16 protein-coding genes and 3 pseudogenes are annotated in these 20,581 nt (G+C 58.3%); 11 read left to right on the plus strand and 8 right to left on the minus strand.

Annotated features, from left to right (window positions below):
* Positions 1-60: 60 nt before the first annotated feature.
* The 4 genes and pseudogenes from KYE_RS16200 (at position 61) to KYE_RS22055 (ending at position 5,647) form a co-directional block, all read left to right on the plus strand.
* Complete coding sequence (locus KYE_RS16200; protein ID WP_008175516.1) at positions 61-1,737, plus strand: AMP-binding protein; 1,677 nt, start codon at positions 61-63, stop codon at positions 1,735-1,737.
* Positions 1,738-1,950: 213 nt separating this feature from the next.
* A complete protein-coding gene (locus KYE_RS16205) occupies positions 1,951-3,987 on the plus strand; it encodes an NADPH-dependent 2,4-dienoyl-CoA reductase (protein ID WP_008175518.1) in 2,037 nt (678 codons plus the stop codon).
* A 38-nt stretch (positions 3,988-4,025) separates the two neighbouring features.
* A pseudogene (locus tag KYE_RS21240) lies at positions 4,026-4,451 on the plus strand (nuclear transport factor 2 family protein); the annotation flags it as partial.
* Between the two features lie 65 nt (positions 4,452-4,516).
* Positions 4,517-5,647: a DUF2855 family protein gene (locus KYE_RS22055; RefSeq protein ID WP_008175522.1), complete on the plus strand. Its 1,131-nt coding sequence runs from the start codon at positions 4,517-4,519 to the stop codon at positions 5,645-5,647.
* Positions 5,648-5,773: 126 nt separating this feature from the next.
* On the opposite strand, the pseudogene KYE_RS16220 reads toward KYE_RS22055, so the two are convergent.
* From KYE_RS16220 to KYE_RS16235, 3 genes and pseudogenes are all read right to left on the minus strand, one after another.
* Positions 5,774-7,657: pseudogene (locus KYE_RS16220) on the minus strand (DUF3363 domain-containing protein); the annotation flags it as partial.
* A 286-nt stretch (positions 7,658-7,943) separates the two neighbouring features.
* On the minus strand, positions 7,944-8,300 hold the full coding sequence (locus tag KYE_RS16225) for a hypothetical protein (protein ID WP_139043678.1): 357 nt from the start codon (positions 8,298-8,300) through the stop codon (positions 7,944-7,946).
* Between the two features lie 322 nt (positions 8,301-8,622).
* The gene (locus KYE_RS16235; protein WP_008175529.1) at positions 8,623-9,288 is read right to left on the minus strand and encodes a site-specific integrase; all 666 of its coding nucleotides are present in this window, start codon (positions 9,286-9,288) and stop codon (positions 8,623-8,625) included.
* A 406-nt stretch (positions 9,289-9,694) separates the two neighbouring features.
* On the opposite strand from KYE_RS16235, the gene KYE_RS16240 reads away from it, so the two are divergent.
* The gene (locus KYE_RS16240; protein WP_008175530.1) at positions 9,695-10,102 is read left to right on the plus strand and encodes an antitoxin Xre-like helix-turn-helix domain-containing protein; all 408 of its coding nucleotides are present in this window, start codon (positions 9,695-9,697) and stop codon (positions 10,100-10,102) included.
* Positions 10,103-10,712: 610 nt separating this feature from the next.
* Here KYE_RS16240 and KYE_RS16245 read toward each other — a convergent pair.
* Both KYE_RS16245 and KYE_RS16250 read right to left on the minus strand, forming a co-directional pair.
* Complete coding sequence (locus tag KYE_RS16245) at positions 10,713-11,255, minus strand: cysteine hydrolase family protein (RefSeq protein WP_008175532.1); 543 nt, start codon at positions 11,253-11,255, stop codon at positions 10,713-10,715.
* 43 nt (positions 11,256-11,298) lie between these two features.
* Positions 11,299-12,177 (minus strand): MBL fold metallo-hydrolase, encoded by an 879-nt coding sequence (locus KYE_RS16250; protein ID WP_008175533.1) that lies wholly within the window; start codon positions 12,175-12,177, stop codon positions 11,299-11,301.
* Positions 12,178-12,321: 144 nt separating this feature from the next.
* Between KYE_RS16250 and KYE_RS16255 the strand changes: the two genes are divergently transcribed.
* Both KYE_RS16255 and KYE_RS21385 read left to right on the plus strand, forming a co-directional pair.
* Positions 12,322-13,275, plus strand: coding sequence for a GlxA family transcriptional regulator (locus KYE_RS16255; protein ID WP_039882095.1), 954 nt, complete (start codon positions 12,322-12,324; stop codon positions 13,273-13,275).
* A 39-nt stretch (positions 13,276-13,314) separates the two neighbouring features.
* Positions 13,315-13,583: pseudogene (locus KYE_RS21385) on the plus strand (IS3 family transposase); the annotation flags it as partial.
* Between the two features lie 270 nt (positions 13,584-13,853).
* Here KYE_RS21385 and KYE_RS16260 read toward each other — a convergent pair.
* Positions 13,854-14,156 carry a putative quinol monooxygenase gene (locus tag KYE_RS16260; protein ID WP_008175538.1) on the minus strand — a complete coding sequence of 101 codons (303 nt, stop codon included), beginning with the start codon at positions 14,154-14,156 and terminating at the stop codon, positions 13,854-13,856.
* A 768-nt stretch (positions 14,157-14,924) separates the two neighbouring features.
* On the opposite strand from KYE_RS16260, the gene KYE_RS22380 reads away from it, so the two are divergent.
* The gene (locus KYE_RS22380; protein ID WP_369806812.1) at positions 14,925-15,233 is read left to right on the plus strand and encodes a helix-turn-helix domain-containing protein; all 309 of its coding nucleotides are present in this window, start codon (positions 14,925-14,927) and stop codon (positions 15,231-15,233) included.
* A 101-nt stretch (positions 15,234-15,334) separates the two neighbouring features.
* Here the strand turns inward: KYE_RS22380 and KYE_RS16270 are convergent, their stop codons facing one another.
* On the minus strand, positions 15,335-16,204 hold the full coding sequence (locus tag KYE_RS16270; protein ID WP_008175540.1) for a LysR substrate-binding domain-containing protein: 870 nt from the start codon (positions 16,202-16,204) through the stop codon (positions 15,335-15,337).
* A gap of 198 nt (positions 16,205-16,402) precedes the next feature.
* Between KYE_RS16270 and KYE_RS16275 the strand changes: the two genes are divergently transcribed.
* Together KYE_RS16275 and fghA are read left to right on the plus strand one after the other, a co-directional pair.
* Entirely contained in the window at positions 16,403-17,530 is a 1,128-nt protein-coding gene (locus KYE_RS16275; protein ID WP_008175541.1) for an S-(hydroxymethyl)glutathione dehydrogenase/class III alcohol dehydrogenase, read from the plus strand.
* A gap of 54 nt (positions 17,531-17,584) precedes the next feature.
* Positions 17,585-18,424, plus strand: coding sequence for an S-formylglutathione hydrolase (gene fghA / locus KYE_RS16280; protein ID WP_008175542.1), 840 nt, complete (start codon positions 17,585-17,587; stop codon positions 18,422-18,424).
* 379 nt (positions 18,425-18,803) lie between these two features.
* Here the strand turns inward: fghA and KYE_RS16285 are convergent, their stop codons facing one another.
* Entirely contained in the window at positions 18,804-19,694 is an 891-nt protein-coding gene (locus KYE_RS16285; RefSeq protein WP_008175546.1) for a LysR family transcriptional regulator, read from the minus strand.
* A 97-nt stretch (positions 19,695-19,791) separates the two neighbouring features.
* Between KYE_RS16285 and KYE_RS16290 the strand changes: the two genes are divergently transcribed.
* Positions 19,792-20,574, plus strand: coding sequence for a CmcJ/NvfI family oxidoreductase (locus tag KYE_RS16290; RefSeq protein WP_008175548.1), 783 nt, complete (start codon positions 19,792-19,794; stop codon positions 20,572-20,574).
* Positions 20,575-20,581 lie beyond the last annotated feature (7 nt).

Consider the following 20,581-nt stretch of genomic DNA (forward strand, 5'->3'; position numbering starts at 1 on the left):
CGTCTGCCCATACCGGGCGGCGCGAACAACGCCCGAGAACAAGAACAAGGAAAACCGAAGATGAGCATGTCCAAACCGTGGCAGCAGAGCTATCCACCCAGCCTGCGCGACTACCGGATAGATCCCCAAGCATTGCGCGGCAGCGTCGCCGATTTCGCCCGTCATGGCGCCGAGCACTTCGCCGACGCGCCGGCTTTCACCATCGTGCTGCCCACAGGGCTACACGCCGACATCACCTTTAGCGAGGTCGACGCACTGTCGGATGCCTTCGCCGCCTACCTGCTGAAGGAGCAGGGGCTGAAAAGCGGCGACGTGGTGGCGATCCAGCTGCCCAACAGCTTGCACTACCCCATTGCCGTGCTGGGTACCTGGAAGGCGGGACTGATCGTCACCAACGTCAACCCGCTGTACACCGCGCGCGAGTTGGAAGCGCAGCTGACCGACAGCGGCGCCAAGCTGCTGGTCGCCTGCGATCTGTTCGTCGGTCGCGCCGAGGCGGTGATTGCCGAGAAGGGTGTGCGCCTGGTGACCACCAGCCTGGGAGACTTCTTCCCGCTAGCCGTCGGCGCCGCGATCCAGCAGAAGCTGGCCGCCGAAAGCGGCGGCGACCTAACCCCACGCATCGCCCACCAGCGCTTCAGCGAAGCCCTGGCCATCGGCCAAGGACAGCTACCGGTACAAGCCGAACCCCATCCCGTGGCGCTCTACCAGTACACCGGCGGCACCACCGGGCGCAGCAAGGGCGCCGTGCTGAGCCATGCTAACCTCCTCGCCGTGCTGCGCATGGCCGAGGACTACATCAGTGCCCATGACGTATACATCGAGCCCGGCGAAGCGATCGTCACCGTGCCGCCGCTCTACCACATCTTCGCCTTCAACTTTAACTTCCTGCTGTTCTTCCGCCGCGGTGGGCGCAACCTGCTGGTGCCCAATCCTCGCCCGCTGTCCAACGTGTTCCCGGCGTTCGACAAGTTCCCGGTGCGTTGGATGACCGGCGTGGATACGCTCTATGCCGGCCTGCTGGCAGAACCCTGGCTGCAGGCCAATCCACCCAAGCTCAAGCTGGCCGTTTCCGGTGGCACGTCGTTGCGGCCGAGCACCGCCGAGCGCTGGCAGGCGGCGGTTGGCCAGATCCTGGAGGGCTATGGGCTGACGGAAACCAGCTGCTTCGTGTCATTCAACCCGCCGGGACCAACATCCCGTCCGGGAACTGTTGGCCTACCCATGCCCGGGAGCCAGGTGCGCATAGCGGACTCTGCGGGACGCGAGCTCGCGATGGGAACGCCTGGCGAACTGCTGGTACGTGGCCCGCATATCGTCGAACGCTACCTGAACCGCCCGGACGAGACCGCCGAGGCCTTCGCCGATGGCTGGTTCCGTACCGGCGACATCGCGGTGATGGACGAACAGGGCTACATCCGCATCATCGACCGCAAGAAGGACATGATCCTGGTCTCGGGCTTCAACGTGTATCCCAACGAGGTGGAAGACGTCATCGCCGAGCACCCGGACGTGAGCGAGGTGGCGGTGATCGGTGTGGCGGACGAGATCACCGGCGAGGCAATACGCGCCTTTGTCGCGTTGCGGCGGCCCGGCCTGGATGGCGAGGCAATCATCCGCCACTGCCGCGAGCGACTGACCGCCTACAAGGTGCCGAAGCAGATCGTCTTTCGCGAGCAACTGCCCAAATCCCCCATCGGCAAGATCCTCCGTGCGGAGTTGCGCGCGGAAGATTGAGGGACGCCTCTTTATGTTTTCACTGTCAACTCTTGCGTCGCGCCTTTCGGGAACTCCCAATGTTCACGCTTCAGTCGTGGAGATTGTTCCTTTTGATCATTCTTACGTCACTTTCGATCATTGCTGCAGCATCAGGCATTCGCTAACGTGGCCACACAACTTATCAGTGCAAAGATAAATCGCCGTGATCCTCAAACCTGGAGAAGAACTGCCATGACATCCTCGCTCTATCCGCACCTGCTGGCCCCCCTTGATCTGGGATTCACCACCCTCAGAAACCGTACCCTGATGGGCTCCATGCACACCGGCCTGGAAGAGAAGCCAAACGGCTTCGAGCGCATGGCCGCCTTTTTCGCTGAACGGGCTCGTGGTGGCGTTGGCCTGATCGTCACAGGCGGCATCGGCCCGAACGAGGAAGGGAGTGTCTATGCCGGCGCGGCCAAGCTGACCACCACCGAAGAGGCCGAGAAACACAAGATCGTCACCCGCGCTGTGCACGAGGCGGGCGGCAAGATCGCCATGCAGATCCTGCATGCCGGCCGCTATGCCTACAGTCCGAAATCGGTCTCGGCCAGCGCCATCCAGGCGCCGATCAACCCGTTCAAGCCGCGCGAACTGGACGAAGAAGGCATCGAGAAACAGATCCAGGACTTCGTCACCTGCTCGCTGCTGGCCCAACAGGCCGAGTACGACGGCGTCGAGATCATGGGTTCCGAGGGTTACTTCATCAACCAGTTCCTGGTCGCCCATGTCAACCAGCGCACCGACCGCTGGGGCGGCAGTTTCGAGAACCGCATGCGCCTGCCGGTGGAGATCGTGCGCCGGGTGCGCGAGGCCGTGGGCCCGAACTTCATCATCATCTACCGCCTGTCCATGCTCGACCTGGTCGAGGGCGGCAGCACCTGGGACGAGATCGTGCTGCTGGCCAAGGCCATCGAGCAGGCCGGCGCCACCATCATCAACACCGGTATCGGCTGGCACGAGGCGCGCATCCCGACCATCGCCACCAAGGTGCCGCGCGCGGCCTTCACCAAGGTCACCGCCAAGCTCAAGGGCGAGGTGAACATCCCGCTGTGCACCACCAACCGGATCAACACCCCGGAAGTGGCCGAGCAGGTGCTGGCCGAGGGCGACGCCGACATGGTGTCCATGGCCCGCCCGTTCCTGGCCGACCCGGACTTCGTCAACAAGGCCGCCGCCGGCCGCGCCGACGAGATCAACACCTGCATCGGCTGCAACCAGGCCTGCCTGGACCACACCTTCGGTGGCAAGCTGACCACCTGCCTGGTCAACCCGCGCGCCTGCCACGAGACCGAGCTGAACTACATCCCCACCACCCAGGTGAAGAAGATCGCCGTGGTCGGCGCCGGCCCGGCCGGGCTGTCCGCCGCCACCGTGGCGGCCGAGCGCGGCCACCAGGTGACCCTGTTCGACGCGGCCGGCGAGATCGGCGGCCAGTTCAACGTGGCCAAGCGCGTGCCGGGCAAGGAAGAGTTCTACGAGACCCTGCGCTACTTCAAGCGCAAGCTGGAAACCAGCGGCGTCGAGCTGCGCCTGAACACCCGTGTCAGCGTCGACGAGCTGAGCAAGGGCGGTTTCGACGAGATCATCCTGGCCACCGGCATTGCCCCGCGCACTCCGGCGATTCCGGGCATCGACCATCCCAAGGTGATCGGCTACCTGGATGCCATCCTCGAGCGCAAGCCGGTCGGCCAGAAGGTCGCGGTGATCGGCGCCGGCGGCATCGGCTTCGATGTCTCCGAACTCATCACCCACCAAGGCGAAGCCACCAGCCTGAATCGCGACGCCTTCTGGAAGGAATGGGGCATTGACCTCGATCTCGAAGCACGCGGCGGCATCGCCGGCATCAAGCCGCAGCCCCACGCCCCCGTGCGTGAGGTCTGGCTGCTGCAACGCAAGAAATCCAAGGTCGGCGATGGTCTGGGCAAGACCACCGGCTGGATTCACCGCACCGGATTGAAAAACAAGCACGTGCAGATGCTCAACTCGGTGGAGTACCTCAAGGTCGACGACGAAGGCCTTCACATCCGCATCGCCGAGGGCGAGCCGCAGGTGCTGCCGGTGGACACCGTGATCGTCTGCGCAGGGCAAGACCCGCTGCGCGAACTGCAGGACGGCCTGATCGCCGCCGGACAGAACGTGCACCTGATCGGCGGCGCCGATGTGGCCGCCGAACTGGATGCCAAGCGCGCCATCAACCAGGGCTCGCGCCTGGCGGCCGAAATCTGATGCCTCTACTGGAAAACACTGACTTCGAGGAAAACGAAATGTCCGAATTGCAACTGCATCCCCAGGCTGCCGCCTCCCTGCAACGCTGGCACGCAATGGTCGCTCAGGGAGACCTGAGCGACCTGCCCAAGCTGCTCGACGCCAAGGCCGTGTTCCGCTCGCCCATGGCCCACACCTCCTACCCCGGCGCCCGCGTGGCCTCGACGATTCTCAACACCGTGGTTCAGGTATTTCAGGACTTCACCTATCACCGCCAACTGGCCACGGGAGACGGTTTGAGCGTGGTACTGGAGTTCAGCGCGCGGGTTGGCGACCGTCAGCTCAAGGGCATCGACATGATCCGTTTCGACGAGAGCGGCAAGATCGTCGAGTTCGAGGTCATGGTCCGCCCCATGAGCGGCCTGCAGGCACTGGGTGACGAGATGGGAAGCCGCCTTGCCTCCTATCTGGCCGCGAGCAAGGCCAGGCTTGAACAGGATGGGGGCGCCGCCCCCCCCCCTTTTCCCCATGGGGTTCGGAGGACGGAATCATGGCAAGTACCGCTGTGCTGGATTTCCTGGTCGACCGCGATGACCTTTCCCGTAGCGAGCTGCGGGAACAACAACTCGACGCAGAAGCCCTGGCGCCAGGCCAGGCGCTGCTGCGGATCGATCACTTCGCCTTCACCGCCAACAACATCACCTATGCAGTGATGGGCGAGGCCATGCACTACTGGCAGTTTTTCCCCGCTCCGGCAGGCAAGGGTCTCATTCCGGTGTGGGGCTTCGCTGAGGTACAGGCGTCACGCTGCGAGGGTGTCGAGCCGGGGGTGCGCTTCTACGGCTGCTACCCCATGTCTACACACCTGGTGGTGGAGCCGGTGCAGGTGAAGGAAAGTGGCTTCGTTGATGGCCGCGAGCACCGGCGGCCGTTGCCGATCCTCTACAACCAGTACCTGCGCTGTTCCCGCGACCCGCTCTACAGGGCGGGCAGCGAGGCCCTGCAGATGCTGCTGCGCCCGTTGTTCACCACCTCGTTCCTGCTCGACGACTTCTTCGCCGACAACCACTTCTTCAATGCCGAGCGCCTGGTGCTGACCAGCGCGTCCAGCAAGACCGCGATAGGCATGGCGTACCTGCTGCATCGCGACCGAGGCCAGCGCGAACAGCGCTACGAGATAGTCGGGCTGACCTCGCCGGCCAACCGAGCATTCGTCGAGGGCCTGGGCTGCTACGACCGGGTGCTTGGTTACGACCAAGTAACCGAGTTGGACGCCGGAGTGCCAACGGCAACGGTTGATTTCGCCGGCAACGGTGAACTGCTCGGCCGCCTGCATGCCCATTTCGCTGCGCAGCTGCGCCATAGCTGCCTGGTCGGTGCCTCACACTGGCATCAGCGCGGAGGATTACCCAAGAACCTGCCCGGAGCAGCGCCACAGCTGTTTTTCGCTCCGGCGCAGGCCGAGAAGCGTCTGCTGGAATGGGGCGGTGCTGGATTTCACCAACGCCTGGCAGAACGCTGGTCCGCTTTCACCACGTTCACCGGGCAGTGGCTGAGCGTCGAGCATGGATTGGGGCCCGATGCGGTCAAACGAGTGTACCGGGAGGTACTGGCCGGCCATGCAAGCCCGCAAACCGGCCATATCCTGTCTCTGTTCTCCAGCCGGGGTGGCTCAATTTGAATGGCTTGTTTTGAACGGGCCAGTTCGCAGAAATCTCGGGAGCCTATTCGACGAGGGATCATCACAACTCACCTGAATACCCGAGTTTGCGGGATGGCCGAGGTCACAGCCGGCCATCCCGCTTTTTTATCCAATAGACGGTCCACGGTAATGTCCAATCTCCCATGATGCCCTTCCATCGCGGAGTGTCGCAGTAAGCTGTTGCCCCAATCGCAGCCCTATAACGGGTTTCCACGGCACCAGGCTGAATCCCTTACCATCATCGAGCACGGCATAACGTCCACTGGCAAGCATGACACTGCGTCGGTAGATGCCGGATACGCGCTGCCCGTCCTCCACGGGCCGATGCTCCAACCCGGTGTCGGCGGCGATATCCTTAGCGGCCTGGGCCAACTCCCGGTTGCGCAGTGTCATCAACAGGTTGCGCGCCAGGATTACACGTTGGCCTTGCTTCTCGGCCAGCCCCTGCTCGATCAGGAAATCGGCACGCTGCTTCATGGCTTGTCTCACCTCACCGGCAAATCCGAAGTCACCTAGCCCTTGCCCACCGCTGATCAGTTGTTGATCCAGCCAAGTGGCACCGATCATACGGGCCTGTCGCTCAATCGGCAGGTGCGATTTCAGTTCCACGGCCACGCCTCCCAGGCGCTGTGCATCGTACTGGCGACCACGGTCGGGCAAATCGTCGGGCACCTTCCACAATCCTTCAGCCACACGCCCCACGATACCGGCACGACGCAGGGCTTCCAGGCGGCGGATGTGAGTCGCCACGACCTCCTGCGGATCGCGGCCAGCCTTTGCCTGGCCCTGAGCAACCGCCAGGTGATGGTCGGTGCGATACAGGCCATCGCTCGCCAGCGCGACGATGGTGCGGTCGGCCGCGCGTATCTCAGCCGAGCCACGTACCTCCACCACCGATCCTGTGGGGTAGTTCGCCAGTTCGTCACGAGCGTTCAGCGCAACGTAGTGGGCCTTGCCGTCGATACCGTCGATGACCAGATAACCCCGGTCACGCAGCTCGTCGGCCAGCCCTTTGGCGGTCACCCGGCCGATCACGGTACGCCCCTCCTGTCCCGGCTCGAACACCGCCAGCTCGCGCGGCTGACCGCCCATGGCGCGCTGCAGGGTACGGATGATGTCGCCCCGCTCGCCCAGGGCGCGCAAGGTCTTTTCCGCGTCCGCTTGGACGGCCCAGGTGCCGGGCTGTGTCTCGTCGGCCAGCCCCAGGCGCTGCAAGCGTTGCAGGCGGCCGATCAGCAGCAGGCGCTGGCGTTGCAGACGGGGCTCGTTGAGGCGTTCGACATGTATCTGGCCATCGTCACCAGCCTCACGTTTCAGCGTGTGATCCAGGCTCGTCCACCGATCCTGCTCCACCTCGCGCTGCAGGGTCTGCTGGATCTCCAGCTCGGTGCGTGGCCCCAGCCATTCGGTGGCCAATTCCGCGGCCCGGTGGCGGAAGCCGTGGGCGATGTAATCGCCGGCGATGACGAGGTCCTTGCCGGTGTCGTCGCGCCCACGCAGGACGATATGGGTGTGCGGGTTATCGGTGTTCCAGTGATCCACCGCCGCCCAGTCCAGCCGCGTGCCCAGATCGGCCTCCATGCGCCCCATCAGATGCCGGGTGTAGGTGCGCAGATCGTCCAGCTCGGCACCATCCTCTGGCGCGACGATAAAGCGGAAATGGTGCCGGTCGTCCTGGCAGCGCTCCCTGAATGCACCAAGGTCGGCCTCGTCCTCCTGCGGCCCATAAGCGCGGCCCGGTTCTCCGTCGCGGCCAGCGCCGTCGCGTTCGATGTAGCGCAGGTGCTTGGCCAGCGACCGCGGGCTGGCCTGGCGCTGGTTGACCAGCAAGGTCTTGATGGTCACCCGGCGCGAGAATGGCGTAAGGGAGGTGCCCGCGAAGCGCGCCGCCGTGTGCCCGCGCCCCAAGCGTGAACCGGGCCGCTGGCCAGCGTGTTGCCCCTTGCCACCGGCCAGCGCCGGGCGCCGCACAGCCGACTTGCCGCCGGGATTCCAATCAGGTTGCTTTAGATTTTCTATTGATAGCTATTACAGTTCCGAACCAGATAGTCTGTTGGCATAGTGCAATCACTATCCATGGCATTGGGGGCTGAAAGCTGCCCCTGCTACCAAGTTCAGCACCCGCCCAAAGAGCCAACAGGCCCGCAATACTCACGATGGAGCCAGCAACAATAACAAAGCGTCTTTAGCCGGGGCGAAACGTTTTCCAACGCTCGATCGCTTTGGTAACAACTGCTTGTAATCCCTTCATTTCACGATTTCCAATCCATAAATTTCAATAAAAAAGGCCTGGGCTCGTGATCCCTAAGACCAAAACAACAATCATGCACGGAAACCAAACGTATCCGCAGTTCAAAAATGCACCCTGCTTGTGAAATGACCTCGGATGAAACTTGAAAATAAATACATTTTGAATACATGACAGAGCAATCCCCACGATCACTACCCTAAAAAAAGCTAGAGCCAATCGCTTTCCATGCTCATCAATCCCAGAAAGATGATCCCCGACAAGCTCATTTCCGTAGGCAACAAAGAGCCCCATAGCCATCAATGTCATGTAGAAATAGGAGACCTTGAGAGCGCTGCTCCAAAACCCCGTGTCTAAAAACGGTGTACTTACCTTCGTCTGCATAATGCTTCGGTTTCCCATCATTTGCCACAATCCGAACACAAGTGTATTTCCTGGTCGCCCTTGGTGAAGGTGTGGCGGTTAGAGCCCCGGCACAATGGGCACGACTCCAAGACTTGACACCCCGAGCGATTCAGCTTGGCCGTATATCCGTTTGTTCGCATGGCCATAAGAAATGGGGTTCGCTTCATGTCAGTGACAGCATCTGTGCGATCAAACGCTGGAATCCCGGCATCCTTTTCCTGCGCGATTCTCTCCGAAAGCTGCTGTCGAGCAACCTCTATGTCCTCAGGTGTTGGTGATGCGTTTATCATTCTTCGGATTCCTATTGTGACACCCGCACTCGGGCGTAAACGTCTTTGAACACCTTTTCCAGATCCTGGATCGCCGGGCGCGTCTTCCTGTCTATGGTCTCTTTCTGCTTGATGCCTGAGACACGCATCAGGTCTTTGTGGTGACAGCCCGCCTCATACATTGCCTTGACCCAGCTATCACGATACGTGGCTACCGTAGCGCCCTCTATGCCTGCCTTCTCAATGAAAGACTTTAGCTTGGCTGACATTGCCCTGGGCTGGTAGTCCGTCGATCCTTTCTTGCGAGGCGAGAGCTTATAAGGTTCGCCACGATCATTCAGGAAAAAGGCGCTTTTCGGGTCTGACCCCCGGTACCAGGCCTGATTGCTCAAGCAAAGTTCCTCACTCACTCGCCAGTCCATATAGCCCTCGAAAAAGGGCAATACATGATCTTCAGTGTGAAGCTCCCGAGCCTCGCCGTTATAGGCTGTGCTGTCCGGCAGGGTCCAGATCCGGAAGAAATCGCCGGACTGGTCCATCACATCCTCAAGACGGAGCAAGCTGGCCTCGGAAGGCGTAAGTCCCCAGTAAAGCGCCCCCATGATCAAAGCGGCGTTTCGCTTGCCGAAAGGCGGTGCTGAATTCATGTCGATGAGGCGTTGCACATCGCTCTCGCTAAACAGTCTCTCAATGGACATTCATGTTGCTCAAATCAGGTTATATCCGAGTATGTGACATACGATAGCACGGACACCCTATGTGTGCAATACGGCTTATATGCTGTTTTGTGACATTGTAAGAGAGTGATTCTGAAGAAATCGAACCCGAGGCGCAGGCCGACACTCACCTCATGGGAATGTTGGGGTACGTCACCGGCTACTGTGCGTATCCCCAGCGGAATGAGTTACCAACTTTATTACCTTGTTACCGACTTTATTACCAGACCACAAGTACCGCTCATTGTCAGAAAAATCCGGCTCTAATTGCTGCTTCAGACGACCCGAAACAGCGTGTTTTCGGACTGGGACCGCACTTAAAAATGTGCACATATGGGCAAATCTTTTCTAAAATGTTTATACGAAGTCATATGAGGGTACTTTCGCAATGGCCCAACAGAACGAGAGACAACCCGAAACCTCCGATGCCGAGGCTCTGCGCGGGCATGTTGCCCTCAAAGGCTTCTTCAACATCTGCCATGAGTGGGGTTGCTCCCAAGAAGAGATGATGCAAATGCTCGGCGGTATCTCCCGGACCACGCTTTCCAAGTACCAGAAGCTCCCCCACATCAAGCTCTCTCGGGACACGCTGGAGCGCATCAGCTACATCATGGGGATCTACAAGTCACTGAGAGTGATGTACCCATCGGCGGAGCGTGCCAATCGCCGGGTTCGGCTGCCAACCAGTGAAGTCCCTTTCTCTGGGTCATCCGCCCTGGACTTCATGGCCCGGGGTTCGATGAAGCATCTGATGCAGGCCAGACGTTACTTCGATGCGAAACGGGGTTGGACGTGAGGCCTACACCGTAACTGGTCCTTCCCGAGTAGCGGGCACACCACATCACCTCCTGTCATTTCCCACCGATCGACCTCTTTGAGCGGATCTACGACACGCCGGAGGCGAAGGTCTCAGGTTCGAATCCTGACGGGCGGGCCATTAACTCGGCAAATCAGCGAGTTATCATCATAATAACCCCCTAGCCTAAATCACTCTCAGCTGAGCAATTTGAAAACCTCCTATGCCATCAGTGACCCTTGCACAGCAAGATTAAAAATAGGAATTTTTCTCGATTATTGCGCCTGTGCCCAAATGGCGCCTTGGCAGTGCCCAGTCATTGTAGGCGGATACATCACCACCCATTAACGTGATCTTTGGACAGTTTCCGGCCCACCATCTCTGTGGCACACCTACCCTGCTATATTTGAGCAAACAAAATCGATCAGTAATTTTAGGTTTGGTCGCAAAGCGAACATTCAGATTTTTGGAATCTGCACGCAACATATGAGGCCGTCCAGCAATAGATCCGGGCCGAACGATACCACTGAAACGACCGGCTGAAATGTTTCTGGCCGGTCGGCTTCAGTTTACGGGAGCAACCACCCGACAGATACGAAGAGCAAGATCCTCACAGGTAATCCCGGGTGGACTGGACACTCGCATAGGCAAACCCAAGAGCCGCCATAGCCGTGGCATGAACCTGTGCCGCCGGCACCTTCACGCCGTTGAACTCCAGGTCCATCGTGGCGCAAGCATCTTCCAGCACAGTGACCTTGTAGCCAAAATCTGAAGCGGCTCGGCTGGTGGCTTCGATGCACATGTGACTCATGGCACCGATCACAACCACTTCCTCAATGTCGCTGGCATCCAGCAGCTCTTTCAGGTTGGTTTTCAGGAATGAGTTGGGATAATTCTTCAGAATCACCGGCTCATCACCTTTTGGTGCCACGGATTCGTGGATGTTGATGCCGTTTGTACCCGGGGTGAATACAGGCGCATCCGGGTCCGGAAACTCATGGTGAACATGCACCAGCAGGTCTTTGTTCTGACGCGCTGTATCTATCACCTGGGCAGCCTTGGCGGCTGCCTGTTCAATGTTCACCAGAGGCAGTTTGCCGGAGGCAAAGTACTCATTCTGGATATCGACAACAATAACGGCTCGCTTGCTCATTTGACTGTTCCTCATTGGATCATTTGTTTCAGGGGTGTTCTGGTCAGAAAGAAAGAATCTCACCATCCGCCGGGATCAATACCCGCTCATCAATCCCCTCGTTCTCCACGAACTCTGCCAGCTCTTCACGGCTCAGGGTCATATGGTTCACCGCATCCATGTGCACGGCGACAATGTCCGCATCTGGTAAAGCTCGGTGCACTCGCAGGGTATCTTCTTTGCCCATGATGATCGAGTCGCCCTCAAAGCCTGTCAGTTCCGCCGCCCCGGCATTCAACACAACAACGTCCGGCTGAAAGCGCTCCAATGACTGAACCACTTCATCACGCCACACGGTATCGCCTACCACGTAAGTGGTTTCCTGCCCCTCGGCTTCAAAAACCACACCCATGATTTCACCGAGCGCCTTGGCCAGCTCGGGAATGGCATAAAGGGTATTGGAGCCGTGTTGGCCGCCGGTTTTATGGAGTATCACGCCGCCGAATTCAGCCTCGCCATCCAGAATACGCACATCCTTGAAGCCTTGTGAGCGGATCAGCTCGGCATCCGCCCCGTTCTGCACAAACAGGGGAATGTTCTTCGGCAACAGCTTCTGGGCGGCATCGTCCCAGTGGTCCAGGTGGGTATGGGTAACGATCACCGCATCGGTACCCTCAATCACATCCTCAGCGGCCATGGGCAAGCCCACCAAAGGATTACGCAGCTCACTGCGGTAAGTGTCCGGAAAGCCCGGGTAAGCTCCTTGTTCGGCCAGCATAGGATCAATCAGAAAGGTGGTCTCTCCGTATGTAACCTTGATGGTGGCATTGCGGATTTGCTGTATCTGGTGGCTGGGTTCCCGGGTATACGATTCGGCGAAAGCAGCGCCAGTAAAAACAGTCGAAGCAAGCATCAGGGCGCCAGCGAAAGTTTTGATCAACATGGTATTTATCCTCCAACAGGGTGTTCGTTGATGGAGTATGTCTACGGAGATGTGATCACCACCAATATTGACCTGAAAGACAATGATCGAAAGAATCAGGCCAAGCAGTTATCATCGGGTTAAATGAACCACAGGAGTGACACCGTGGCGCTACCGAAAGTCGGGCTTATCCTTCACCCACAATTCAGCCCCTTCCATTTCTCTGTTCCTTACATGGTGTTCAGTATTGCCTTGCCCGACGGCCCCTTGTTCGAGTTGCTGATTATCACCCCAGACGGCAAGCCCCTCACATCCGAACGGGCCATGACCGTTCAGCCAGATGGCGGGCTGGAATTATTGGATGCGGTTGATATTGCGGTAGTACCCGGCTGGCACGATCTGAGCGAAGCCCCACCGCCGCAATTGGCGGAGGCTCTCACCCGCTGCCATGAACGGGGCGCACATGTGGTAGGCCTTTGCTACGGCACCTATGCGCTGGCCTATGCGGGTTTGCTGGATAACAAGAGAGCCTCGACCCACTGGCTGGCAGAACAGGACTTCCTCAATAGGTTTCCACAGGTGAATCTGGATACCAACGCCCTCTATGTGAAGGATGACCGGCTGGTCACGTCCGCTGGCACAGCGGCGGGGCTGGATTGCTGCCTGTTTCTGGTGCGGGAGTATTACGGTGCCAGGACCGCCAATACCCTTGCCCGCCTGATGGTTGTTCCGCCGCACCGGGAAGGTGGCCAGGCTCAGTTCATTGAGCAGCCGGTCGCGATTTCCACTCAGGATGCGCATATCAACCGACTACTTGACTATCTGCGGGAACATCTGGCCGAAACACACACAATCGATGAACTGGCCGCCCGCACCGCCATGAGCCGGCGCACCTTCACCCGCCATTTCCAGAGAGCCACCGGCATGACGGTAGTGGAGTGGTTGGTGAGTGAACGACTTCGGCGAGGACGGGAACTGCTGGAGACCACATCGCTGTCTGTGGAAGCCATCTCGGAAAGAATCGGCTTCCACACAGCAACGTCATTCCGGCAGCATTTCAAGCAACGTCACCACGTAAGCCCTCGTGACTGGCGCAGGACCTTTGGAGATGTGGCCTGATAATCCAGCCACCAGTTCAGCGGGCAGGTAACAGGAGTACTGCGGGAAAGCCCGAAATACCGGTTCGGCTAGTCGAAGTGGGTGCCACAATCTCTGGAATGGCTGACGGATAATGGCAACTGCTACATTGCCAAAGAAACGCGAGTCTTCGCATCCGCTCTGGGTTTTGTGGTGTATATCACACCCGCGCGAAGCCCTCATAGTAACGGCATAGCGGAGGCTTTTGTGAAGACGTTTAAGCGGGGCGATGTATACTGTACGACCTTCCTGATCCAGCCACTGTGATGGCCAGATTGCCGAAATGGATCTGAGACTATAATCGCAGCCACCCGCACAAGAGTCTGAAATGCCACCGGGGAATACCGGGCTGAACTGGCAAGATGGTGCTCAGTTTAGTTGGGGCAACTACAGGCATCAGTATTATCGACCTTGTTAAAATCAGAAGGCTGGCTGCCAAGAGAATTGTCGCCAACTGGTCATCCTAATTGTCGCCGAACATCCCCCCGGCAATCGAGGGGGGGCTGCGTAGGGCCGTGTGGCCCTACGCAGCGTGACCTGATTGAGTCAAGGCCGGGTTGTCATGCAGGCAGTTTGGCTGCAAGCAGTTCGACCTTCTCGATATTGGGCGGAGAACTGAGCAAGGTCTCGGCGTTGGCCATCAAGGCCTCGGCGATCTGGCCGTTCAGATGTGCTTGGCGACCTGCCTCATCGGCAAAGGCATCGAACACACCGAACGTCGAAGGGCCAAACTTCAATGCGAACCAGGCAGTGGTGCCGGACTCGGCGTTGGCGAGCGGCAGTGCGCTGGCCAGGAAGTCGGCAAGCGCAGCCTCCTGGCCGGGTTTGGCTTCGAGGCGAACAAACAGGGCGAGCTTGGTCATACTGTAATCCTTTGGGTAAATGGGTTAGGTGAATGGATCAACGAGCCTGAAGTCTAAGTCGTCATGACAGCCATCTCTATAGACAATAATGACAACTTTGATATCATTCTTGCCATGAAACTCCACATCCTTGTTTGTAATGGCGTGTTTGATCTGGGGCTTGCGGCGCTCACTGACACAGTGGGCTTGGCCAATGCGATGGCAGGCTCGCTGCCACAAGCTCCCGCGCACATAGAGCTCACGCTGGTGGGCGTGCGGCGTCGCATCCGAACTGCGCAAGGCTTGACGGTCCCCGTGGTCCCTGCGCGTGGTGTGCCGGAACCAGACGTCGTGCTCGTGCCCGCGTTTGGTGACAAGATGCCTGACACGCTCTCGGCTCGGCTCACACGCCCCGACGTGCCCGATGCGGTCGCCGCGCTACAGCAGTGGTCCACCGCTGGCGCGCACCTTGGTGCCGCCTGCTCCGGTAGCTTCTTGCTTGCAGAGAGCGGCCTGCTTGATGGGCATCGTGCGACGACGTCATGGTGGCTGGGGCCGATGTTTCGGCAGCGCTATCCGAACGTCACGCTGGACGAGTCACGCATGATCGTGAACTCGACACGCTTCACCACCGCGGGTGCCGCTTTGGCCCACGTCGACCTGGCCTTGCGCATCATCCGGGAGCGCAGTCCGGCGCTGGCTGTCCTGGTGGCACGCTATCTGCTGGTCGAGACACGCAGTTCGCAAGCCGAGTTCGTGATTCCCGACCACCTTGCGCATGCCGACCCGATGGTGGAGCGCTTCGAGTGCTGGGCCAGAAGTCAGCTCGCGAAGGGGTTCTCGCTGGCCGAGGCGGCCAGCGCCGCGGGCACAAGCGAGCGCACCTTGGCGCGGCGGCTGCAAAGCGTTTTGGGCAAGACACCGTTGTCGTATTTCCAGGACCTGCGCGTGGAGCATGCCGTCCATCTCTTGCGCACCGGAAACGCGAGCGTCGACCAAGTCGCCGCACAGGTCGGGTACTCGGATGGGGTGACCCTGCGGGCCCTGTTGCGCCGCAAGCTGGGTCGGGGTGTCAGGGAGTTGCGACGCGGCGGATGACCAGAGGCGTTTGGTATATGTACGGCTGGAGACCGCCGCGAAACTGACGCAGGCCAAACGGCGCATTTGGACAAACTGACAAAACTACTGCCCCACAGAATTTAACTTAACGATTCGTCCAGGAAATCCAGCAGCATCCGCACTTTTGGGGATAAATGCCGGTTATGTGGATAAATCGCCCAGATTCCATCGTCGGCTTCTTGATAATGTTCCAGCAAGTTCATAAGTTTTCCACAGGCCAATGACGGCTGAACGTAATAATCGGGAAGTTGCACGATCCCGATGCCTTTCAGGGCCGCGTCCAGCAACGCCCAACCGCTGTCGCACTTCATGTTGCCTTTAACGCGAACGTTGTAGGGCTTACCTCGGTCCTGAAAGCGCCAGTAATCCAGATTGCCTTGCAAACAATTGTGCCGGTCCAGTTCCGAAAGCGAATGCGGCACACCATAGGTGGATAAGTATTCCGGCGAGGCGCACACGTATAAGGTTCGTGACGACAACCGCTTGGCCATCATGGATGAATCTTCCAGTTTTCCCAGCCGAATCGCCAAATCGTAACCGCCACCGACCAGATCCAGCTTCTGGTTGGTCAGATTCAGCTGCACCTCCAACTCCGGGTAGCGCAGGATGAAATCGTTCACCAAGGGGGCGATCACCTTCTCGCCATAGGTCACCGGTGCGGTCAGCCGTAATTTTCCCTTGGGGATAAGTTGCAGGTTGGTCATGGCCCGCTCGGCCTCTTCCAGACCATCGAGTACCTGGCGGCAATACTGGTAGTAGGTTTGGCCGGCTTCCGTCACCGAAACCCTGCGGGTGGTGCGATACAGCAGTTTGGTCGAAAGCCGGGATTCCAGTGCGCTGACCTGCCGGCTCACCTGAGCTGTGGAAATGCCCAATCGTTTCGCCGCAGCGGTAAAACTTTCGGCTTCCGCGACCGCCACAAACTCACTGACCCCTTCCCAAATAAACATGTTCAGTTCCTTGCGTTACGACTTGGGTGAGCTTAGATACAAAATGCCGCCAGCAAACAAAATACGGTTCATTGTTACTATACAGTAAAGGTGATTTGCTTAACTGGCCGATTATCTATCTTAAGAACAATAATACAATGATCCCATCAACATGGCAGAAGAACCTGCCGAAGCCCGACAAAATCTGGAGCACACAACATGACTCAGACCATCAAATCTAAAGCCGCTATCGCCTGGGGCCCGAAACAACCTCTGTCCATTGAAGAAGTGGATGTGATGCCGCCTCAAGCTGGCGAAGTACGTATCCGGGTGATCGCTAGCGGTGTGTGTCATACCGATGCGTTTACCTTGTCTGGCGAAGATCCCGAAGGCATTTTCCCGACCATTCTCGGCCACGAAGGCGGCGGTATTGTTGAGTCGGTAGGCGAAGGCGTTACAAGCCTGAAAGTGGGTGACCACGTTATTCCGCTGTACACCCCTGAGTGCGGCGAATGTAAATTCTGCACCTCTGGTAAAACCAACCTGTGCGGGAAGATTCGTGAAACCCAGGGCAAGGGCCTGATGCCAGACGGCACCACTCGTTTCTCGTTAAACGGCGAGCCGATCTATCACTACATGGGTTGCTCAACCTTCTCCGAGTACACCGTACTGCCCGAGATTTCTCTGGCAAAAGTGAACAAAGAAGCGCCATTGGAAGAAGTGTGCTTGCTCGGTTGTGGCGTAACCACCGGCATGGGTGCGGTGATGAACACCGCCAAAGTAGAAGAGGGCGCTACCGTGGCCATCTTCGGTATGGGCGGCATCGGCCTGTCGGCGGTGATTGGTGCCACCATGGCTAAAGCCAGCCGCATCATTGCTATCGACATCAACGAGAGCAAATTTGAGCTGGCCCGCCAGTTGGGCGCGACCGACTGCATCAACCCGAAAGATTACGACAAGCCGATTCAAGAAGTGATCGTAGAACTGACCGACGGCGGTGTGGATTATTCCTTCGAGTGCATCGGCAACGTAGATGTAATGCGTTCAGCACTGGAATGCTGCCACAAAGGCTGGGGTGAGTCGGTGGTTATCGGTGTTGCGGGCGCCGGCCAGGAAATTTCCACGCGTCCGTTCCAGCTGGTGACCGGTCGGGTCTGGAAAGGCTCTGCCTTTGGTGGCGTGAAGGGCCGTTCCGAGCTGCCGGGCATCGTTGAGCGGTACATGCAAGGTGAATTCAAGTTGAACGATTTCATCACCCACACCATGGGGCTGGAAGATATCAACAAGGCGTTTGATCTGATGCACGAAGGCAAGAGCATCCGTACCGTTATTCACTACGACAAGTAATGAAATCTGGTCGCCTGCCAGTCAGGCGGGCGACCGTTTTGTTGAGAGGTTGCAATGACTATTGAAAATCTGAGCAGTAATAAAAGTTTTGGTGGTTGGCACAAGCAGTACAGTCATCACTCCGAGACGTTGAACTGTTCGATGCGGTTTGCTATCTACCTGCCGCCGCAGGCCTCCAATGGCAAAAAGGTGCCAGCGCTGTATTGGTTGTCCGGGCTGACCTGTACCGATGAAAACTTCATGCAAAAAGCCGGTGCGCATCGCATGGCTGCCGAACTGGGTGTCGCCATTGTTGCCCCGGACACCAGCCCGCGCGGGGACGATGTCGCCGATGATGAAGGCTACGACTTGGGTAAGGGCGCCGGGTTCTATGTAAATGCGACTCAGGAACCCTGGAGCAAGCATTACCGGATGTACGATTACGTGCTCAACGAATTACCGGCACTGATTGAAGATATGTTCCCGGTGAGCGATCAGCGTTCCATCTTTGGCCACTCGATGGGCGGGCATGGTGCGTTGGTGCTGGCACTGCGCAACCCGGAGCGTTTCCAGTCCGTCTCGGCGTTCAGCCCGATCAGTAACCCGGTCAATTGCCCGTGGGGTAAGAAGGCCTTTGGCGCTTACCTCGGTAAAGACACCGCCAGCTGGGCCGAGTACGACGCCAGCTTGCTGATGCAAAAGGCGAGCAAGTTTGTGCCGGCGTTGGTGGACCAAGGCGAAGCGGACAACTTCCTGACCGAGCAGTTGAAGCCGGAAATGCTGGAAGCCGCTGCCAAACAAAGTGGCTATCCGCTGGAACTGAACCGGTATGAAGGGTACGACCACAGCTACTACTTCATCGCCAGTTTTATTGAGGAGCACCTTCGCTTCCATGCGAAGTATCTAATCGGCTGATAAATTTACACCTCATGTCCCGCGAAACCTACTACCGCCATAAACGAGAGCTACTGTCGACTTTTGGGATCGATATTTCGCACAGGGTGTGACCCGAAAACCCCTTAAAAAACAGACCTCTGAATATACATTATGCGCAGTTTAATATCAGTTTAAATAATATTATTACGGATTTTACCTTTACTCTCCTCGCATCCGAGTGGCTTAGTAGGAGCTTTCCCGATGAGCAAGACCGCCCAGGCGCGCGTGCTCACGCCCGAACAGTTCGCCCACCTCTTGGGTGAGATTAAAGAGTATCGTTACCCGGAAAAGAATACGGCGCTGATTTAGATCAGCTTCAAGCTCGGACTTCGAGTTCAGGAGATCGCGCTACTCCAGATCAGCGTGAAACCTGAACCAGTAAATCCCTAATCCAAATATTCAGAGGGTCCTGCGATGAGCGCTGGTGCCACACGGCGATCACGTCGAATCCGGGGATTTCGGCATTCAGCTTAATCGGCCGCAACGAGTCGTCGGGCAGCAATCGCGACGGGATGAAGCCGACAAGGTCAGTCTCAGAAATCGTTGCTTTCGCCGCCGTGAAAGTTGGTACCGAGAGCATGGCTTGCCGTGGGTGCCCCTGGTCTTCAAACCAGCGATGGACGGCACCGGTAAAGTCTCCCCGCGAAGGCGACACCACTACCTGAGGCATGTCAGCGATCTCGGCAACCGACATAGTGCTGCGAACCGCCTCATTGGCCTTCCCTGCCACACAGACATAGTGCTCCGAATACAGGGTTAACGACGGATAACTCGGTGGCGCAAACTTCGGATTGGTCAACACCAGATCCACGGTGCCATTAAGCAGGTCATTTGCCATCTCATCCAGCTCAAGTTTTTTCACCGCCAGCCTCAGACCCGGCGCTTCCCTTCTCAGGCGCTGCATCAGAAAAGGCAGGATGGTTTTCTGCTCCAGATCGGTGGAGCTGATGGTAATGGTCCGCGTCGTTGTTGCGGGATTGAACTCATCCTGTTCCAGCAACTCGCCAACGGCATTCAGGATGAGATCCAGCTTCGGCCCCAACGTTCGGGCATACGCCGTCGGAGTAACGCCATTGCCGCTGCGGATAAACAGGCGATCATTGAAGGTGGCGCGGAGTTTTTTCAGCTGGTCACTGACCGCCTGCTGGGTCACCCCGAGTTGATCCGCCACACGGGACAGGTTGCCTTCGCGAAGCAGGCACTGAAGCGTTCGTAACTGTTTAAGGTCTACCCGGTTTAAAGCATTCACTTGTATCTCTTACATCAAATCCTTGTTTCAAATCCTATCGGCTACTCCCTAAGCTGGCAAACCAAGAATCCAGCAACCCTACCCGCAAGGAGGAGCCATGTTCAGCATCAACTACGTCCAGCCCGTTGGCGGCCTCGAATACGACCAACGATACAAGGGTCCAGGTGCCTCCGAGCTCACTCAATCCGTCGACACCCGACACATTGACGTCACAGACATTCGCAACCAGGCCAACGACTTCAACCTGGACGACCAGGGCTTCAAGGCGGTCCGGGTCGCCTTTGATTTTGACGACTACCAGAATGACGACGCCATTCGCGAACATTTGTATCCGCAGGTGATCGAGTACCTCCGTGACCGACTCAAGGCCAGCGAAGTGCTGGTCTTTGATCACACTTATCGGTCAACCAACCGCCAGGACCAGACCATCCATAACCGGGCGCCAGTGAAGACTGTTCACAACGACTACACCGAGAAGTCTGCGCTCCACCGCATGTTGGAAGAGACCGAGCAACGACCAGAGCTTCGCGACCGCCCTTACCGGTTGGTGAACCTGTGGATGCCTGTCGGCCACCGTGTCGAGGAATCCCCGTTGGCCGTCTTGGACATCAACACCGTGGCTGCGGATGACTTTCATCGCATCAAACTGGTGTACCCCGATCGCATCGGTGAGATAGCCGGGATCTCCTACAACCCGGATCATCGCTGGTACTACCTGTCAGACATGGAACCCGGCGAGGCCCTGCTGCTGAAAGTCTTCGATTCACGTTCCCCCGAGGGCATATTTGGCACCCCACACACCGCGGCCGACCCCGTGAACACACCGGACAACGCCCGCAACAGAAACAGCCTGGAAGTGCGAGTCATCGCCTTTAGTTGAGGAAGTC

The organism is Marinobacter manganoxydans MnI7-9, from assembly GCF_000235625.1.
In the GTDB taxonomy this organism is placed as follows: Bacteria; Pseudomonadota; Gammaproteobacteria; order Pseudomonadales; family Oleiphilaceae; genus Marinobacter; species Marinobacter manganoxydans.

Excerpts from the sequence above, each read along its gene's own strand:
- KYE_RS16200 (WP_008175516.1), top strand. The coding sequence starts at position 61 with ATGAGCATGTCCAAACCGTGGCAGCAGAGCTATCCACCCAGCCTGCGC.
- KYE_RS16205 (WP_008175518.1), top strand. The coding sequence starts at position 1,951 with ATGACATCCTCGCTCTATCCGCACCTGCTGGCCCCCCTTGATCTGGGA.
- KYE_RS22055 (WP_008175522.1), top strand. The coding sequence starts at position 4,517 with ATGGCAAGTACCGCTGTGCTGGATTTCCTGGTCGACCGCGATGACCTT.
- KYE_RS16225 (WP_139043678.1), bottom strand. The coding sequence starts at position 8,300 with ATGCAGACGAAGGTAAGTACACCGTTTTTAGACACGGGGTTTTGGAGC.
- KYE_RS16235 (WP_008175529.1), bottom strand. The coding sequence starts at position 9,288 with ATGTCCATTGAGAGACTGTTTAGCGAGAGCGATGTGCAACGCCTCATC.
- KYE_RS16240 (WP_008175530.1), top strand. The coding sequence starts at position 9,695 with ATGGCCCAACAGAACGAGAGACAACCCGAAACCTCCGATGCCGAGGCT.
- KYE_RS16245 (WP_008175532.1), bottom strand. The coding sequence starts at position 11,255 with ATGAGCAAGCGAGCCGTTATTGTTGTCGATATCCAGAATGAGTACTTT.
- KYE_RS16250 (WP_008175533.1), bottom strand. The coding sequence starts at position 12,177 with ATGTTGATCAAAACTTTCGCTGGCGCCCTGATGCTTGCTTCGACTGTT.
- KYE_RS16260 (WP_008175538.1), bottom strand. The coding sequence starts at position 14,156 with ATGACCAAGCTCGCCCTGTTTGTTCGCCTCGAAGCCAAACCCGGCCAG.
- KYE_RS22380 (WP_369806812.1), top strand. The coding sequence starts at position 14,925 with ATGGTGGAGCGCTTCGAGTGCTGGGCCAGAAGTCAGCTCGCGAAGGGG.
- KYE_RS16270 (WP_008175540.1), bottom strand. The coding sequence starts at position 16,204 with ATGTTTATTTGGGAAGGGGTCAGTGAGTTTGTGGCGGTCGCGGAAGCC.
- KYE_RS16275 (WP_008175541.1), top strand. The coding sequence starts at position 16,403 with ATGACTCAGACCATCAAATCTAAAGCCGCTATCGCCTGGGGCCCGAAA.
- fghA (WP_008175542.1), top strand. The coding sequence starts at position 17,585 with ATGACTATTGAAAATCTGAGCAGTAATAAAAGTTTTGGTGGTTGGCAC.
- KYE_RS16290 (WP_008175548.1), top strand. The coding sequence starts at position 19,792 with ATGTTCAGCATCAACTACGTCCAGCCCGTTGGCGGCCTCGAATACGAC.